At 62.6% G+C, this 16,646-nt stretch carries 15 protein-coding genes; 7 read left to right on the top strand and 8 right to left on the bottom strand.

Features of this window, described 5'->3' with window-relative positions; genetic code table 11:
- Positions 1–87 precede the first annotated feature (87 nt).
- Positions 88–555 (top strand): TlpA disulfide reductase family protein, encoded by a 468-nt coding sequence (locus J4E63_RS15225; RefSeq protein WP_060741056.1) that lies wholly within the window; start codon positions 88–90, stop codon positions 553–555.
- A gap of 201 nt (positions 556–756) precedes the next feature.
- On the opposite strand, the gene J4E63_RS15230 is transcribed toward J4E63_RS15225, so the two are convergent.
- From J4E63_RS15230 to J4E63_RS15245, 4 genes are all read right to left on the bottom strand, one after another.
- On the bottom strand, positions 757–1,161 hold the full coding sequence (locus tag J4E63_RS15230) for an META domain-containing protein (RefSeq protein ID WP_060741057.1): 405 nt from the start codon (positions 1,159–1,161) through the stop codon (positions 757–759).
- Positions 1,161–1,595 carry a hypothetical protein gene (locus J4E63_RS15235; RefSeq protein ID WP_103310753.1) on the bottom strand — a complete coding sequence of 145 codons (435 nt, stop codon included), beginning with the start codon at positions 1,593–1,595 and terminating at the stop codon, positions 1,161–1,163. Before J4E63_RS15235 ends, J4E63_RS15230 begins: the two co-directional genes overlap by 1 nt.
- 196 nt (positions 1,596–1,791) lie before the next feature.
- Positions 1,792–2,781 carry a 2-hydroxyacid dehydrogenase gene (locus J4E63_RS15240; protein ID WP_207282573.1) on the bottom strand — a complete coding sequence of 330 codons (990 nt, stop codon included), beginning with the start codon at positions 2,779–2,781 and terminating at the stop codon, positions 1,792–1,794.
- 77 nt (positions 2,782–2,858) lie between these two features.
- Positions 2,859–5,609, bottom strand: a complete 2,751-nt coding sequence (locus J4E63_RS15245; protein ID WP_192261235.1) for a response regulator — start codon at positions 5,607–5,609, stop codon at positions 2,859–2,861.
- 290 nt (positions 5,610–5,899) lie between these two features.
- Between J4E63_RS15245 and cysM the strand changes: the two genes are divergently transcribed.
- The 5 genes from cysM (at position 5,900) to J4E63_RS15270 (ending at position 12,049) form a co-directional block, all read left to right on the top strand.
- Positions 5,900–6,802: a cysteine synthase CysM gene (gene cysM, locus J4E63_RS15250; RefSeq protein WP_060741061.1), complete on the top strand. Its 903-nt coding sequence runs from the start codon at positions 5,900–5,902 to the stop codon at positions 6,800–6,802.
- The gene (gene rlmD, locus J4E63_RS15255; RefSeq protein WP_207282574.1) at positions 6,802–8,172 is read left to right on the top strand and encodes a 23S rRNA (uracil(1939)-C(5))-methyltransferase RlmD; all 1,371 of its coding nucleotides are present in this window, start codon (positions 6,802–6,804) and stop codon (positions 8,170–8,172) included. The genes cysM and rlmD overlap by 1 nt, the downstream gene beginning before the upstream one ends.
- Before the next feature lie 101 nt (positions 8,173–8,273).
- Positions 8,274–10,520, top strand: coding sequence for a GTP diphosphokinase (gene relA, locus J4E63_RS15260; protein ID WP_014339754.1), 2,247 nt, complete (start codon positions 8,274–8,276; stop codon positions 10,518–10,520).
- 129 nt (positions 10,521–10,649) lie between these two features.
- On the top strand, positions 10,650–11,483 hold the full coding sequence (mazG, locus tag J4E63_RS15265; RefSeq protein WP_092257730.1) for a nucleoside triphosphate pyrophosphohydrolase: 834 nt from the start codon (positions 10,650–10,652) through the stop codon (positions 11,481–11,483).
- Positions 11,484–11,509: 26 nt separating this feature from the next.
- Positions 11,510–12,049, top strand: coding sequence for a DUF2058 domain-containing protein (locus J4E63_RS15270; RefSeq protein WP_053124301.1), 540 nt, complete (start codon positions 11,510–11,512; stop codon positions 12,047–12,049).
- Positions 12,050–12,187: 138 nt separating this feature from the next.
- Here the strand turns inward: J4E63_RS15270 and J4E63_RS15275 are convergent, their stop codons facing one another.
- From J4E63_RS15275 to purM, 4 genes are all read right to left on the bottom strand, one after another.
- Positions 12,188–12,382: a hypothetical protein gene (locus tag J4E63_RS15275; RefSeq protein ID WP_025215049.1), complete on the bottom strand. Its 195-nt coding sequence runs from the start codon at positions 12,380–12,382 to the stop codon at positions 12,188–12,190.
- Positions 12,383–12,762: 380 nt separating this feature from the next.
- Positions 12,763–13,476: a DUF3108 domain-containing protein gene (locus tag J4E63_RS15280; RefSeq protein ID WP_060741064.1), complete on the bottom strand. Its 714-nt coding sequence runs from the start codon at positions 13,474–13,476 to the stop codon at positions 12,763–12,765.
- 8 nt (positions 13,477–13,484) lie between these two features.
- Positions 13,485–14,135: a phosphoribosylglycinamide formyltransferase gene (purN, locus tag J4E63_RS15285; protein ID WP_207282575.1), complete on the bottom strand. Its 651-nt coding sequence runs from the start codon at positions 14,133–14,135 to the stop codon at positions 13,485–13,487.
- On the bottom strand, positions 14,135–15,193 hold the full coding sequence (gene purM / locus J4E63_RS15290) for a phosphoribosylformylglycinamidine cyclo-ligase (protein WP_092170007.1): 1,059 nt from the start codon (positions 15,191–15,193) through the stop codon (positions 14,135–14,137). The genes purN and purM overlap by 1 nt, the downstream gene beginning before the upstream one ends.
- A gap of 364 nt (positions 15,194–15,557) precedes the next feature.
- Here purM and J4E63_RS15295 point away from each other — a divergent pair, with 364 nt between their 5' ends.
- On the top strand, positions 15,558–16,616 hold the full coding sequence (locus J4E63_RS15295) for a DUF2066 domain-containing protein (RefSeq protein WP_207282576.1): 1,059 nt from the start codon (positions 15,558–15,560) through the stop codon (positions 16,614–16,616).
- Positions 16,617–16,646: the final 30 nt, after the last annotated feature.

The raw sequence follows: 16,646 nt of genomic DNA on the forward strand, positions 1-16,646 counted from the left end.
CGGCTATTCTACTGTGCCGCGAAGTCCCTAGCACCTTAGAGAGGCGACGGGTCGTTGCAGCGTTCACATTCAGACAAGGATTGGTACATGACAAGGCGATTGATGGCGGCACTGACATTCATGGGCATCCTGTTGCTCGCCGGTTGCGGAAACGACTACGGAGTGGACCAGAACGGCCAGGCCATCGACTCGCAGCGGCTGGACAAACAATGGCTGGTGCTCAACTACTGGGCGGAATGGTGTGCGCCGTGCCGCACCGAAATCCCGGAATTCAATGCCTTGGCCGAACAGCTCAAGGGGCGCAACGTCGGTGTGTTCGGGGTCAACTTCGACCAGGTGCAGGGCGAAGAGCTCAAGAGTGCCAGCGACAAGATGGGGATTCGCTTCACGGTGCTGGCCCGGGATCCGGCCGAGATCTTCGACCTGCCTCGCAGTGAAGGCTTGCCGGTGACTTACATCATCGATAACCGGGGCAAGGTGCGCGAGCAGTTGCTGGGAGAGCAGACGGCGGCGGGGGTAATGGCCAAGCTTGAGGCGTTGCAGGCGTTCAAATAACCCGTTTTTGGTTGAGGGCTTCGTGTGTGGCGAGGGAGCTTGCTCCCGCTGGACTGCGCAGCAGGCCCCTGCATTCTGCCTGAAACATCAAAGTGACAGGTGCATCCGGGGGCCGCTTCGCAGCCCAGCGGGAGCAAGCTCCCTCGCCACAGGGTTAACCATGTCCCTGGTCCAACCAGGTGTGTCTGGAGGGCTCAGGCCTCAGCCTTCTTCCAGCCACCACCGCAGCGGCTTGCCCTGGGCCGGCCAGAAGCGCATCTGCTCGATGGGCGAGATGTCCCAGCGTTCGACCTTTTCCAGGGCCTGCAAGAAGCGCGTCTCCTGCTCCATCAGCGCCGGGGCGCAGAGCTTGCGGGTGCTGCCGATCTTGCCGAAGCTCAAACGATGGCCTTCCAGGGTGTAGGGCGCGAACCAGTGGTTGCAACCGCCGTTGCCGTAGGCTCGGCCATCATCCCCAAGGGTGATGGTCAGGTGGCTGTAGTCCATCAATGGCCGTTCGCCGATCCATTCCAGGATATAGCTGCGGTTGTGTTGCAACTGCACAGGTTCAGCGGCACACCCCATCAGGCTCATGCCGATCGACGCGGACAGGGCCAAACGTTTCATCAGGCGGCTTCCTGGCATGTCGGGCACAGGTGTTTTTCACCCACGGTGGTCCAGCCCAGTTCGGCGATCCGTGCGGTGGCGGCCGGTTTCTCGGCCTTGACGCCGAGTTTGGCATCGACGGCGAATTCGAAGCTCAGTGCCTTGGCGCAAGCGTCACAGTTGACCTGCCAGGTATGGATCGCCAGTTCGCCGAACACCGGGCCGGTGGTCATGGCGGTCCATTGGCCCATGGGTTTGAGCAGGTGCCGCACGGTGTCCACGGTCAGGCGCATGGACAAATCCTTGCTGCCCTTGAGCGTGACGAGCAACACATCGTTGGCCTGGATCGAGCCGCCATTGCCGGTGACCTGGTAGCGGCCCGGCGCCAGGGCGCGGACTTCGGTCAAGGTGTGCTGCGGGTTCATCAGGGTGTAGCGGAAGTCGTGTTCGGCCATGGGTCCTCCAAATAGGCGCGACATGCTAGCACGGGGCATGGCTTGGGATGGTCAACCACGAATCTTGCCGACGAAACTCCACCCCTTGTGGGAGCGAGCTTGCTCGCGATGGCGGCAAATCAGTCAGTATTGATGTTGATTAACAGACCGCTATCGCGAGCAAGCTCGCTCCCACGGGGGGAATGTAGGTTCAGGTTTAGCGCTCCACCAGGTTCTGCGGTGTGCCGGCCGCCCAGGCTGCGATGTTATCCAGGGTGGTCATGGCAATCGCCGCCAAGGCTTCATGGGTGAGGAAGGCCTGGTGGGCGGTGATCACCACGTTGGGGAAGGTCAGCAGGCGTGCCAGCACATCGTCTTGCAAGGGCTGGTCGGAGCGGTCCTTGAAGAACAGTTCGGCCTCTTCTTCATAGACATCCAATCCCAAATAGCCCAGTTGACCGCTCTTCAGCGCCTCGATCAGGGCTGGTGTATCCACCAGGCCACCGCGTCCGGTGTTGATCAACATGACGCCGCGTTGCATCGACGCCAGGGATTGGGCGTTGATCAGGTGGCGGCTCTGTTCGTTCAGCGGGCAGTGCAGGCTGATGATCTGCGCTTGTGCCAGCAGTTCATCCAGAGGCAGGTAGCGGGCACCGAGGGCTTCGATCTGCGGGTTGGGGTACGGGTCGTAAGCCAGTAGCTGACAGCCGAAACCGGCCATGATCCGCGCGAACGTCGCGCCGATCTGTCCGGTGCCGATCACCCCGACGGTCTTGCCCAGCAGGTCGAACCCGGTCAACCCATGGAGGCTGAAATTGCCGTCCCGGGTGCGGTTGTAGGCGCGGTGCAGGCAACGATTAAGAGCCATGATCAACGCCACGGCATGTTCGGCCACGGCGTGGGGCGAGTAGGCCGGTACCCGGACGATGCTCAAGCCCAGGCGCTTGGCGGCGGGCAGGTCGACGTGGTTGTAGCCGGCCGAGCGCAGGGCGATCAGCCGCGTGCCGCCCGCGGCCAACCGTTCCAGAACCGGGGCGCTCAGGTCATCGTTGATGAACGCGCAGACCACTTCATGCCGTTCGGCCAGGGCCACGGTGTCCAGGTTCAGGCGGGCGGGCTGGAACTGCAACTCGAGGCCGGCGGGCGCCGGGGCTTTGATGAAACTGTCACGGTCGTAGGTCTGGCTGCTGAAAAGAATCGCGCGCATGGGGCCTCCTGGCAAAAAAATAAACCTGTAGGAGCGTGGATTTTCAGCGATTCCGATTTCCAGGGTATTGCCCTGGATCAGGCGCTGATACGCGCCTCGCTGGCGAGGCGGTTGATCGCACGCTCCAATTCTTCCAGGGCGACGGCAGCCTTGGGGTCCTGTTGCTTGAGCAGGGTTTCGCTGCGCTGGCAGGCCGCCCGCAATTGCGGTACGCCGCAGTAGCGGGTGGCGCCGTGCAGGCGGTGGACCCGTTCGATCAGGGCATTGTGATCGTTGGCCTCGCTGGCCTGGCGGATCGCTTCGCGGTCGGCTTCCAGGGATGCGAGCAGCATCGCCAGCATGTCCGCTGCCAGATCGGCCTTGCCGGCGGCCAGGCGCAAGCCTTCTTCATGATCGAGCACCAGCAGTTCGCTACCACCCTGGGCATCGCTGTTGCGCTCCGGCGACTGGTTGCGCAGGGCCAGGCCGGTCCATTTGAGCACCACCTGGGCCAGTTGCCGTTCGCTGATGGGCTTGGTCAGGTAGTCGTCCATGCCGCTTTGCAGCAGCGCGCGTTTTTCGTTGGCCATGGCGTGGGCGGTGAGGGCGACGATGGGCAGCGGGGTGCAGTGCCGCTCGCTTTCCCACTGGCGGATCGCCTCGGTGCTCTGGCGACCGTCCATGCCGGGCATCTGCACGTCCATCAACACCAGGTCGAAGGTTTCCTTCTGCACGGCCTTGACCGCCGCGTAGCCGCTTTCCACCGCCAGCACCTTGGCGCCCATGTCTTCGAGCAGGGTTTGCACCAGCAGCAGGTTGGCCGGGTTGTCGTCCACGCACAGCACTTTCGGGGCACGGCTGGAAACCGGCTCACTGGGTTCGCTGCGGGGCGGGCGCGGGTTGACCAGGTCGGACAGCGCGCGGCGCAACTTGCGGGTGCAGGCCGGCTTGGCCTGCAACTGACTGTGGGGGTTGGGCACCGAGAGGTGGTACAGGGTCTGTTCGGTGGTGGGGCACAGCACGAGCACTTTGCAGCCCAAGTGCTCAAGGTCCCAGATGTGCTGGTTGAGGCGCTCCGGCGGCATGTCGTTGCTGGTGATGCCCAGCACGGCCAGATCGATCGCCTGGTCGGTCTGGTGGGCGACGGTGATGCCGTTGGTCAAGCTCTCCAGGGTGTTGAATGGCGTCACTTGCAGGCCGCAGTCTTCGAGCTGGTGCTGCAAGGCCTGGCGGGCCAGTTCATGGTTCTCCAGCACCGCTACGCGCCGGCCCAGCAACGGCGGGCCTGGCAGGTCTTCGGCATCGTCACGGGTCTTGGGCAGGCGCAGGCTGATCCAGAACTCCGAGCCTTCGCCCGGTGTGCTGTCGACGCCGATCTCGCCGCCCATCTGCTCCACCAGGCGCTTGGAGATCACCAGGCCCAAGCCGGTGCCACCCGGTTGTCGGGACAGCGAGTTGTCGGCCTGGCTGAACGCCTGGAACAGCGCCCGAACGTCCTGGTTGGACAGGCCGATACCGGTGTCCTGGATGCTGATGCGCAACTGCACGCTGTCTTCGTGCTCGTCTTCGAGCATGGCCCGGGCGACGATGGTGCCCTCGCGGGTGAACTTGATCGCGTTGCTCACCAGGTTGGTGAGGATCTGCTTGAGGCGCAGCGGATCGCCCACCAGCGACAGCGGTGTGTCCCGGTAGACCAGGCTCACCAGTTCCAACTGCTTGGCGTGGGCGGCCGGGGCGAGAATGGTCAGGGTGTCTTGCAGCAGGTCCCGCAGGTTGAACGGAATGCTGTCGAGCACCAGCTTGCCGGCCTCGATCTTCGAAAAGTCGAGGATCTCGTTGATGATCCCCAGCAGGCTGTCGGCGGATTTCTCGATGGTGCCCAGGTAATCGAGCTGGCGTGGGGTCAGTTCGCTTTTTTGCAACAGGTGGGTAAAACCGAGAATGCCGTTGAGCGGTGTGCGGATTTCATGGCTCATGTTCGCCAGGAACTCGGACTTGATCCGGCTCGCTTCCAGGGCTTCCTTGCGGGCCAGGTCCAGCTCGATGTTCTGGATCTCGATGGTTTCCAGGTTCTGGCGCACGTCTTCGGTGGCCTGGTCGATGCTGTGCTGCAATTCTTCCTGGGCGTTCTGCAAGGTACTGGCCATGCGATTGATGCCCGAGGCCAGTTCATCCAGCTCCTGGCTGCCCAGCGGTGGCAGGCGGGTTTCCAGGTGACCGTCCTTGAGTTGCGCCACCGCTTGTTTGATCTGGCTCAGTGGGCGGTTGATCGTGCGGCCCATGCGCAGGGCCAGCAGCGCGGTCAGGCACAGGCCGGCGGCGATCAGCAGCAGGCTGGCGAACAGGCTGCGATAGCCGCGCAGTAACATGCCGCTGTGGGACAACTCCAGCTCGACCCAGCCCAGCAGGCGGTCGGCTTCCTCGGGAATCAGTTCGCCCGCGAGGTTGCGGTGCTTGCCGAATACCGGCAGCAAGTAGCGCGTGGCGTCGTTGCCGGTGCGTTGCAGCAGCTGTGCACTGTTGCCCTCCGGTGCCCGGTTGAGCATGGTCGGGCCGGCGTGGGCCAACGGCGCGCGGTCGGGGGCGAGGAAAGTCACGGCGCGTACGTCCGCTTGCTCGAGGGACTGGGTGGCGATGCGCTCCAGCAGATCGGTGTCCTGGCGGCTCATGGCCGGGGCGACCAGCGGGGCCAGCTGCTCGGCGATCATCTCGCCACGTTGCAGCAACTGGGCGTGCAGGTCCGATTGCTGCATCCAGGTGAAATAGCCGCCCAGGACCAGCGCCATCAGGCTGGTCGGCAACAGGGTCAGCAACAGCACGCGGCCTTTGATTCCCAGTTTCTTGAGCACACTTGTCTCCTGCATCCAGCGGTCTGATTGAGCTGTGCGCGCATCCGGCACGCACCACCTGGGCAGTGTAGCGATTTGCGGGCGGGCGATCTTCGTAAAAATCATGTCGCTGTTCTGATATTTTCGCCCGCTCAAGCTTTGGAGCCGCTGTGCAGCCCAGCGAGAGCTAGCTCCCTCGCCACGGGCCGTGCTTATTCCCATAAGCCATAACCACCACACTTTGCGTGATATGGCCGCGCCGGGTTTGCCGGTATGATAGGCGCCCCCGCAGTCCGGATTGCGAATACGCCATGACTTTGCAGTACCCCACCATCGCCGATTGCGTCGGCAACACCCCGCTGGTCCGCTTGCAGCGCTTGCCCGGCGAGACCACTAATACGCTTTTGCTCAAGCTCGAAGGGAATAACCCAGCGGGTTCGGTCAAGGACCGGCCGGCGCTGTCGATGATCACCCGTGGCGAATTGCGCGGGCAAATCCAGCCCGGTGACACGCTGATCGAGGCGACCTCCGGCAACACTGGCATCGCCCTGGCCATGGCGGCGGCGATCAAGGGCTACAAGATGATCCTGATCATGCCCGACAACTCCAGTGCCGAGCGCAAGGCGGCGATGACGGCCTATGGCGCAGAGTTGATCCTGGTGACCCAGGAGCAGGGCATGGAAGGTGCCCGGGACCTGGCCGAGCGTATGCAGGCCGAGGGGCGTGGCAAGGTGTTGGATCAGTTCGCCAACGGCGACAATCCCGAGGCCCACTACACCACCACCGGCCCCGAGATTTGGCGCCAGACCGACGGCACCATCACCCATTTCGTCAGCTCGATGGGCACCACCGGTACCATCATGGGCACCTCGCGCTATCTGAAAGAACAGAACCCGAACGTGCAGATCATCGGCCTGCAACCGATGGAAGGCTCGGCCATTCCCGGCATCCGCCGCTGGCCCGAAGAGTATTTGCCGAAGATTTACCAGGCCGACCGCGTGGACCGCATCATCGACATGGCCCAGAGCGAAGCCGAGGACGTGACCCGTCGCCTGGCGCGTGAGGAGGGCATCTTCTGCGGCGTGTCTTCGGGCGGTGCCGTGGCGGGGATGCTGCGCCTGTCCAAGGAAGTGGAAAATGCGGTGATCGTGGCGATCATCTGTGACCGTGGCGACCGTTACCTGTCGACCGGCATTTTCGACGCGCCCAACTGATGGCCAAGCAAGAAAGAGGCTTGCGCTTCCAGCCCAGCGGCGGAAGCCGGGCCCCGCAAGTGCCCACCGGTAAGAAGCAGCGCCTGACCATCGAGCGCCTGGCCAACGATGGCCGGGGCATTGCCTTTGTCGACGGGCGGACCTGGTTCGTCATCGGCGCCCTGGCCGGCGAAGAGGTCGAGGCGCGGGTGCTCGGTGCCCACGGCAAAGTAGTCGAGGCGCGTACCGAGCGGGTGTTCCTGTCCAGTGACCTGCGTCGCGCAGCGCCGTGTATCCATTCCGGTCGTTGCGGCGGTTGCAGCGTCCAACATTTGCCCCATGACGAACAACTCGCCCTGAAACAGCGCATGCTCGCCGAGCAGCTGTCGCGGGTGGCCGGGGTCGAGCCGGAGGAATGGGCCGCGCCATTGAGCGGGCCGGAGTTCGGTTATCGACGTCGCGCCCGGGTGGCGGTGCGCTGGGATCAGAAGGCGAAAAAACTCGAAGTGGGTTTTCGCGCCGTCGGCAGCCAGGACATCGTCGCCATTGGTGATTGCCCGGTGCTGGTACAGCCCTTGCAGCCGATCATGAGTCGCCTGCCGGAGATGCTTCGACGCCTGGGCAAACCCCAGGCGCTGGGCCATGTGGAGTTGTTCGCCGGTTCGTCCCTTGCGGTATTGCTGCGCCACATGGCGCCGCTGTCGGAGGCCGACCTGACCATCCTCAAGGATTTCTGCGCGTTTCATGCAGCCCAGTTGTGGTTGCACGGTGAAGGTGAGCCGCAACCGGTCGAGCCCGGACAGGCCCTGGGCTTTCGCCTGGATGCCTGGGACCTTGAGCTGGCGTACCGGCCCGGGGATTTCATCCAGGTGAACGCCGGGGTCAACGAGGCGATGATCGCCCAGGCCCTGCAATGGCTGGCGCCGCGTTCCGAGGAGCGGGTGCTGGACCTGTTCTGTGGCCTGGGCAATTTTGCCTTGCCGCTGGCCAAAAGCGTGCGCCAGGTGGTGGCCGTCGAAGGCGTGCAAACCATGGTGGACCGTGCGGCGGCCAATGCTGTCAGCAACAATTTGAATAACACTGCCTTTTTTCAGGCCGATTTATCCCAGCCTCTGGCGGGTGCCGAATGGATCGGCGAAGGCTTTTCTGCGGTACTCTTGGACCCACCCCGTGACGGTGCTTTCGAGGTGGTGCGCAAGCTGTCGTCCCTGGGGGCCAAACGGTTGGTTTATGTTTCGTGCAACCCGGCAACTTTGGCCCGGGATACGGTCGAACTGATCAAGCAGGGCTACCGGTTAAAACGTGCCGGGATTCTCGATATGTTTCCTCAAACGGCGCATGTCGAGGCCATGGCGTTATTTGAAGCGAGCCAGGATGGCTTGTCCGACTGACCCGTTCGTGCCAACCCGCCACAGCCCTGGGCGGAAACACGGGCAGCGAAGGTCAGCGAAGTTGACGCATTGAATCTGCGTCGTAGGGAAGGTAAGTAAAGATGGTACAGGTGAGAGCACACCAGCCGATCAACACCGACGGCAGTATCAATCTCGAGGCTTGGCTCGATCATGCGGTCAGCGTCGACATGGCACTGGATCGCGAAGCCTTGAAGGCCGCCTGCGAGTTCGCTCGCGAGGCGGAGCAGCAACACAACGCGGCGAAGAACCTGTGGTCCGAAGGTACCTCGAGTTTCCAGACGGGCCTGGAGATCGCTGAAATTCTCGCTGACCTCAAGCTTGACCAGGACTCCCTGGTGGCGGCGGTGCTGTACCGCGGCGTGCGCGAAGGGCAGATCCAGCTACCGGTGGTCAGCCAGCGCTTCGGCACCGTGGTGGCCAAGCTGATCGACGGCGTGCTGCGCATGGCTGCTATCAGCGCCAGCCTCAGCCCGCGCCAATCCATGGTGCTGGGTACCCAGGGCCAGGTGGAAAACCTGCGCAAGATGCTGGTGGCGATGGTCGACGACGTGCGCGTCGCGCTGATCAAGCTGGCCGAGCGCACCTGCGCGATCCGTGCCGTGAAGTCCGCCGATGACGAAAAGCGCAATCGCGTCGCCCGGGAGGTGTTCGACATTTATGCACCCCTGGCCCACCGTCTCGGCATCGGTCACATCAAGTGGGAGCTGGAGGACCTGTCCTTCCGCTACCTGGAGCCCGACCAATACAAGCAGATCGCCAAGCTGTTGCATGAGCGGCGCCTGGATCGCGAGCGCTTCATCACCGATGTGATGACCCAGTTGCGCGAAGAGTTGCAGGCCACCGGCGTGGAAGCCGACATCAGTGGCCGGGCCAAGCACATCTACTCGATCTGGCGAAAAATGCAGCGCAAGGGCCTGGAATTCAGCCAGATCTACGACGTTCGTGCCGTGCGTGTACTGGTCCCGGAAATGCGCGATTGCTACACCGCGCTGGGAATCGTCCACACCTTGTGGCGGCACATTCCGAAGGAGTTCGACGACTACATCGCCAACCCCAAGGAAAACGGCTATCGCTCGTTGCACACGGCGGTGATCGGCCCCGAGGGCAAGGTGCTGGAAGTGCAGATCCGCACCCATGCCATGCACGAGGAGGCCGAGCTGGGGGTCTGTGCCCACTGGAAATACAAGGGCACCGACGTCAAGTCCGGGTCCAACCACTACGAAGAGAAAATCTCCTGGCTGCGCCAGGTGCTCGAGTGGCATGAGGAGCTGGGTGACATCGGCGGCCTGGCCGAACAGCTGCGCGTCGACATCGAACCGGACCGGGTCTATATCTTCACCCCCGACGGCCACGCGATCGACCTGCCCAAGGGCGCGACACCGCTGGACTTCGCCTACCGGGTCCACACCGAGATCGGCCACAACTGCCGTGGCGCCAAGATCAACGGGCGGATCGTGCCGCTCAACTACAGTCTGCAGACCGGTGAGCAGGTCGAAATCATCACCAGCAAGCACGGTACGCCGAGCCGCGACTGGCTGAACCCGAACCTGGGCTACATCACCACATCCCGGGCGCGGGCGAAAATCGTCCACTGGTTCAAGCTGCAGGCCCGCGACCAGAACGTCGCCGCCGGCAAGACCCTGCTCGAGCGTGAACTCGGGCGCCTGGGGCTGCCGCAGGTGGACTTCGACAAACTGGCCGAAAAAGCCAACATGAAAACCGCCGAGGACATGTTCGCCGCCCTCGGTGCCGGCGATCTGCGCCTGGCGCAGTTGGTCAACCTGGCCCAGCAACTGGTGGAGCCGGAGCGTGGCAACGAGCAACTGGAGCTGATCCCGCGCAAGGCCACCGGCTACAAACCGGGCAAGCGCGGCGATATCCAGATCCAGGGCGTGGGCAACCTGATGACCCAGATGGCCGGCTGCTGCCAGCCATTGCCGGGGGATGCGATCGTCGGCTACATCACCCAGGGCCGCGGCGTGAGCATTCACCGCCAGGACTGTGCCTCGGTGCTGCAACTGGCCGGTCGCGAGCCGGAGCGGATCATCCAGGTCAGTTGGGGCCCGGTGCCGGTGCTCACCTACCCGGTGGACATCGTCATCCGCGCCTACGACCGATCCGGTCTGCTGCGTGACGTGTCTCAAGTGTTGCTGAACGAGCGGATCAACGTGCTGGCGGTCAACACCCGTTCCAACAAGGAAGACAACACCGCGCTGATGTCCCTGACCATCGAGATTCCGGGGCTGGATGCACTGGGGCGGTTGCTGGGGCGGATCTCCCAGTTGCCAAACATCATCGAGACCCGGCGTAACCGGACGCCAGGTTAAGCGCAGTCCAAAAATGTGGGAGCGAGCTTGCTCGCGATAGCGGTCTATCAGTGACAGAGATGTTGACTGGTGTTTCGCCATCGCGAGCAAGCTCGCTCCCACAGGGCTTTTTTGTGATGGGATGGATTGATGTACAGCCTCGAAGACCTGCTCCACCTGATGAACCGCCTGCGGGACCCGCAGTACGGCTGCCCGTGGGACATCAAGCAAACCTACGCCACCATCGTTCCTCATACGCTTGAAGAAGCCTACGAGGTGGCCGATGCGATCGAGCGCGGCGATTTCGATCACCTGCAGGGCGAGTTGGGCGACCTGTTGTTCCAGGTGGTGTACTACAGCCAGTTGGCCCGGGAAGAAAACCGCTTCGAATTCGCCGGCGTGGTCGACAGCATCACCCGCAAGCTGATCCGCCGCCATCCCCATGTGTTTCCTACCGGTGACCTGTATGCGCCCGTGGATATCCCGCGCTTGAGCGAAGAGCAGGTCAAGCGGCGCTGGGAAGAAATCAAGGCTGAGGAACGGGCCGAGAAAGCCTCGGCGCCCGAGCAGTTGTCGCTGCTCGACGATGTACCGGGGGCGCTGCCGGCATTGTCCCGCTCGGCGAAGCTGCAAAAGCGTGCCGGCCAGGTCGGTTTCGACTGGCCAGGTCCTTTGCCGGTGCTCGACAAAGTCCGCGAGGAACTGGACGAAGTGCTCGAAGCCATGGCCGACAACGATCCGGTGGCCATCAGCGACGAGATCGGCGATCTGTTGTTCAGCGTGGTGAACCTGGCTCGCCACCTCAAGGTCGACCCGGAAACCGCGCTGCGCGATGCCAACGGGAAGTTCGAGCGGCGGTTCCGATTTATCGAACAGGCATTGCGCGACACCCACCGTCCCATGGAAGATTGCACCCTCGAAGAGTTGGACGCCTTGTGGGGCGAAGCCAAACGTCAGGAAAAGAATTTGCCCAGCTGTGGCTGAGGCCGTTGCCTAAGTGAGTAAGCACCATGAGCCTTTCCCTTCGCGACCAGTTGCTCAAAGCAGGGCTGGTCAACCAAAAGCAGGCCAAGCAGGTCGGCAAAGAGAAACAGAAGCAACAGCGCCTGGCCCACAAAGGCCAGATCGAACTGGATGATTCCCAGCAGCGCGCCGCCCAGGAAGCCATGGCCGAAAAGGTCAAGCGCGACCAGGAACTCAACCGGCAGCAGCAGGAAAAGGTCGAGCAAAAGGCCCGGGCCGCGCAGATCAAGCAATTGATCGAAGTCTCGCGCCTGCCGAAGCTGACCACTGAGGATTATTACAACTTCGTCGACGACAAGAAGGTCAAGCGCATCTCGGTCAATACGCTGATGCGCAACAAGTTGAGCAGTGGCTCCCTGGCGATCGTCCACCATGCCGGCGGCTACGAAGTGATCCCGCGCGAGGCCGCCCTGAAGATCCAGGAACGCGACCCCAAGCGCATCGTCCAGCTCAACACCCAGACCGAAGAAGTGGATGCCGATGATCCGTACGCGGCGTATCAGATTCCTGATGATTTGATGTGGTAAGCCGGACGCAATGTCATTGAGTTGAAGTACAGGAACTGTGGGAGCGAGCTTGCTCGCGATGGCGTCATATCAGTCAATGTCTCTGTCACTGGTATGCCGCTATCGCGAGCAAGCTCGCTCCCACAGGTTTTTTATCGTTCAGGATTCTGCCATTTCACGCGAGCGCAGTCGTTCCTCACGCTCCAGCTCAGCCTTGTAGCTATGGGCGTCCGTTTCGGAGTGGAACATGCCCACCAGCAGATCCTGTTGGTGCACATCCCAGATCCGGATACCGGCGGCAATGCCTTCGTGGGACATATGGGCGTCGTCGCGTTCAGTTACTTTCACAGTCATCTTGCAAGCTCCAATCTCTGTTATCTGCAGCAAGGCGTGTGCAGGACTTTGTTATAGATTTGGATAGCGTGCTAAGTAAATGCCCCGGTTCGTTAAGAAGTTTTCATGGAAATCGCAACAATCCTGCAGGCCAGGCGGTGCGCGGCATTCGGTCGCAGGTGTTGTTCATGAAGAAGTTTTCATGTTGCAGTGGTAATCCTCCATGAGCACAAACCCTGTGGGAGCGAGCTTGCTCGCGATGGCGGTTTATCCGCGATAAAAATGCTGACTGACACACCGCTATCGCGAGCAAGCTCGCTCCCACAGAGGGTATGTGGTGGGCTTGAAATCCGGGCATTAAAAAGCCCCGCATTTGCGGGGCTTCTCGGTGTTCACTTCGATCAGCTGCCTTTCACAGCCTTGCCGTTGACCGTGCCGTCCTGGAGCATGATGTTGTACTCCTTGCCGTCGGTCTCGACCTGTTGCAGGCGCACCAGCAGGTAATCCCAGTCCTTGGCGAACCAGAGCACGGTGATGCGCTTGCTTTGTGTCGGGTCGCGCACGCGCTCGACCTTGATCGCATCGATCTGTCCGGCCTTGGTGTCGACTTTCTCCGAGCCCAGCACACGGAAGTCATAGGTATCGACTTCGCCATCATCCACGACCTGATAGCTCATGCTTTTCTTGCCAGCCGCCACGTCATGCTGCAGGGCCAACTGGTAAGTGGATTTATCGACCATGCCACGGTTGAGCGGCAGCTTGACCGCGTCACCGCGATCGGTGCCGGTGACCATCTTGGTGTTCCAGTCGAAGTCCAGGTCGGCCTTCTTGGCCTTGCCCAGGCCACCACGTTCGAAATGGTAGGACTGTGGCAGCAGGGTGTCCTTGTCCAGGGTCAGGGTGCTTTCTTCGGTCAGGCTGGCGATCATCATCGAAGCCTTGAAGCTCAGCTTCCAGGTGCCGTTGGCCTCCTTGGTCAGGTTGCGCTCGGCGGTGCCGCTCATGGGCAACTGTTTCCAGTCGGCGGTGTAGCTGGCGGAGAACGGTTGAAGTTCTGCGGCCTGTGCCAGGGGCAAGGCAAGCAGAGCGCAAGCGAAGAGCAGGGCGCGACGCATAAAATCTCCTAGTATCGAATCAAATGGCCGCTGGCGGCGAGCAACTGGCCGTCCAGTGAGGCACCGCGATCGTCGAGGGTCAGCCTTCCTTCGGCAAACCAACGTACGGCCATCGGGTAGATCTGGTGCTCGCGGGTGTGAACCCGCTGCGCCAGACTTTGCGGCGTGTCGTGCAACTCTACCGGTATTACTGCCTGTACGACCAGTGGTCCGCCATCGAGTTCCTCGGTGACAAAGTGCACGGAGCAGCCGTGCTCCGTGTCTCCGGCCTCCAGCGCGCGCTGGTGAGTGTGTAACCCTTTGTATTTGGGCAGCAGCGAGGGATGGATATTGAACAGGCGGCCCTGGTAGTGACGCACGAAGCCAGCGCTGAGGATGCGCATGAAGCCAGCGAGCACGACCAGTTGCGGATTGAAGGTGTCGATCTGTTCGATCAGCGCGGCGTCGAAGGCTTCGCGGCCCTCGAACGCCTTGTGATCCAGGACCCGGGTGTCGATGCCCGCGTCCCTGGCGCGTTGCAGGCCGTAGGCATCGGCGCGGTTGGAAATCACCGCACGGATACGGACCGGGCTGTCGCCGGTCCGTGTGCTGTCGATCAAGGCCTGCAAGTTACTGCCGGTGCCGGACAGCAGCACCACCACGTCACAGGTTGCGGACATCAGTGTGCCTTAAGGTTTTTCAGCTCGACCTGTGCGGCGCCTTCGGCCGCGGTGGCGATCTGGCCGATGACCCAAGGCTGTTCGCCGGCTTCACGCAGGACGTTCAGGGCGGTCTCGACGTGCTCCTGGGCCACGCAGATGACCATGCCCACGCCGCAGTTCAGCACGCGGTGCATTTCGGTTTCATCGACATTGCCTTTTTCTTGCAGCCAGTCGAACACCGCCGGGCGGGTCCAGCTCGCCACGTCGACCACGGCCTGGGCGCCTTTTGGCAGCACACGCGGGATGTTGTCCAGCAGGCCACCACCGGTGATGTGGGCCATGGCCTTGACGGCACCGGTGTCCTTGATCAGCTTGAGCAGCGGCTTGACGTAGATGCGGGTAGGGGCCATCAGCAGGTCGGCCAGTGGCTTGCCGTCGAGCTGGGTGTTTTCAATGTCGGCGCCCGAGACTTCGATGATCTTGCGGATCAGCGAGTAGCCGTTGGAGTGCGGGCCGGAGGATGGCAGGGCGAGCAGGGCATCGCCAGCGGCGACTTTCGAACCGTCGATGATCTCGGCTTTCTCCACGACGCCGACGCAGAAGCCGGCCAGATCGTAGTCTTCGCCTTCGTACATGCCGGGCATTTCAGCGGTTTCGCCGCCGACCAGGGAGCAGCCGGCCAATTCACAGCCGGCGCCGATGCCGGTCACGACCTGGGCGGCGGTGTCGACGTTCAGTTTGCCGGTGGCGTAGTAGTCGAGGAAGAACAGCGGCTCGGCACCGCAGACCACCAGGTCGTTCACGCACATGGCCACCAGGTCGATGCCGATGCTGTCGTGCTTGTTCAGGTTCAGGGCCAGGCGCAGCTTGGTGCCGACGCCGTCGGTGCCCGAGACCAGGACCGGTTGCTTGTAGCCGGCCGGGATCTCGCAGAGGGCGCCGAAACCGCCCAGGCCGCCCATGACTTCCGGGCGCGCAGTGCGCTTGGCGACGCTCTTGATGCGTTCGACCAATGCTTCACCGGCGTCGATGTCTACACCGGCGTCCTTGTAGCTCAGGGAGGGTTGCTTGCTCATGATCCAGGCCTTTAGGGGGGATTTCTGGGTAACGACCGACCGCCAGGGCCATTGAATAACCGTTGTACGAATTATTCCGGGGGCCCGGCCGTTGCCGGTCTGCGAAGGCGCGCGATTTTATCAGGCTTGAGGGGCAGCGGCCATCCTCGCGCCGACGGGCAGGGACATATCCGCGGAAAAAAACCGATATTTCTTATATTGGTACTGCGCAACGCCTCTGTATAAGGTGTAGCGGTAACCGGTTATGGTGATGACCGTGCGAAACTTCCACCGGCGTGTGAATGTTTTGCCGGGTGCTGTGGTCTCAGCCATGCTCAATCTTCTTCACACGGCCTGTTCCAGCCGTTATGTCCGGGAATCTTCCATGCGTTTGTTCAAATTCTTGTCCGTGGGCTGCTTGTCGCTGATCAGCCTGGCGAGCCATGCCGAAACCGTCAATGGCCTCTATCAAGTGCTCGAACCGGTCACCAACCAGACGCCGGAGGAGCGCAACCAGGCGACGTTGCGCGCCCTGGATACGCTGGTGCTGCGCCTGACCGGCGATGCCAAGGCGGCCCAGAATCCCGGGTTGGCCGCCATCCGCCAGGACCCGCAACAGATCATTCTTCAATATGGCTACGACGCCGGCCCGCCGGAAAGCCTCAAGGTGGATTTCGACCCGGCGAGTACCGACCGGGCATTGCGCTCGGCAGGCTTGTCGCTCTGGAGCGCGAACCGGCCATCGATCCTGGGCTGGTGGCTGAACGATTCGGCCGAGGGTTCCAGCCTGGTGGGCGATGGCCAAGCCAGCGCCACACCGTTGCGGCGTGCCGCGCAGCATCGGGGCCTGGCTTTGCACCTGCCGCTGGCGGATCTGAGCGAGCAGATCGTTGCCACCGCGCCGAACCTGGAAGGCAGCGACCCGGCGCCTCTGCGCGATGCGTCGGAGCGCTACGCGGCGGACGCCTTGCTGGCGGTCCATGCGAAGGAAGAAGGCGGCCAGTGGCACGGTACCTGGCGTCTGTGGCTGGGGGACCAGCGTGAGCAGGGTACTGCCCAGGGCGCCGATCCTGCGGCCTTGGCCGATGCGGTCATGCTCGCGGTGAGCCAGCGCCTGGCGCCGCGCTTCGTCGCCAAGCCGGGGGTGGCCACGGAACAACTGCTGGAAGTGCAGGGCATGAACCTGGAGCGCTACGCGGCCCTGGGGCGTTTGCTCGAACCGTTCGCTGGGCAGTTGCAGCGGGTCGAAGGGGATCGGATCGTCTATCGGGTCAACGGCAGTGCCGAACAATTGAAGGCGCAGTTGGCCCTGGCAAGACTGCAGGAGGTTCCAGCCGGTGAGGCCGTCGCGCCGGTGCCGGTCGCGCCACCCGCCGCCGATGGCTCGGCCCCGGTTGCAGCACCTGCGCCAGCACCGGCCGCCAATTTGCGGTTCCGCTGGTAGGTTGTCTTTCTTTATATAGCTAGGAGTGGT

This window comes from Pseudomonas sp. FW300-N2F2 (genome assembly GCF_017351655.1).
In the GTDB taxonomy this organism is placed as follows: domain Bacteria; phylum Pseudomonadota; class Gammaproteobacteria; order Pseudomonadales; family Pseudomonadaceae; genus Aquipseudomonas; species Aquipseudomonas fluorescens_AA.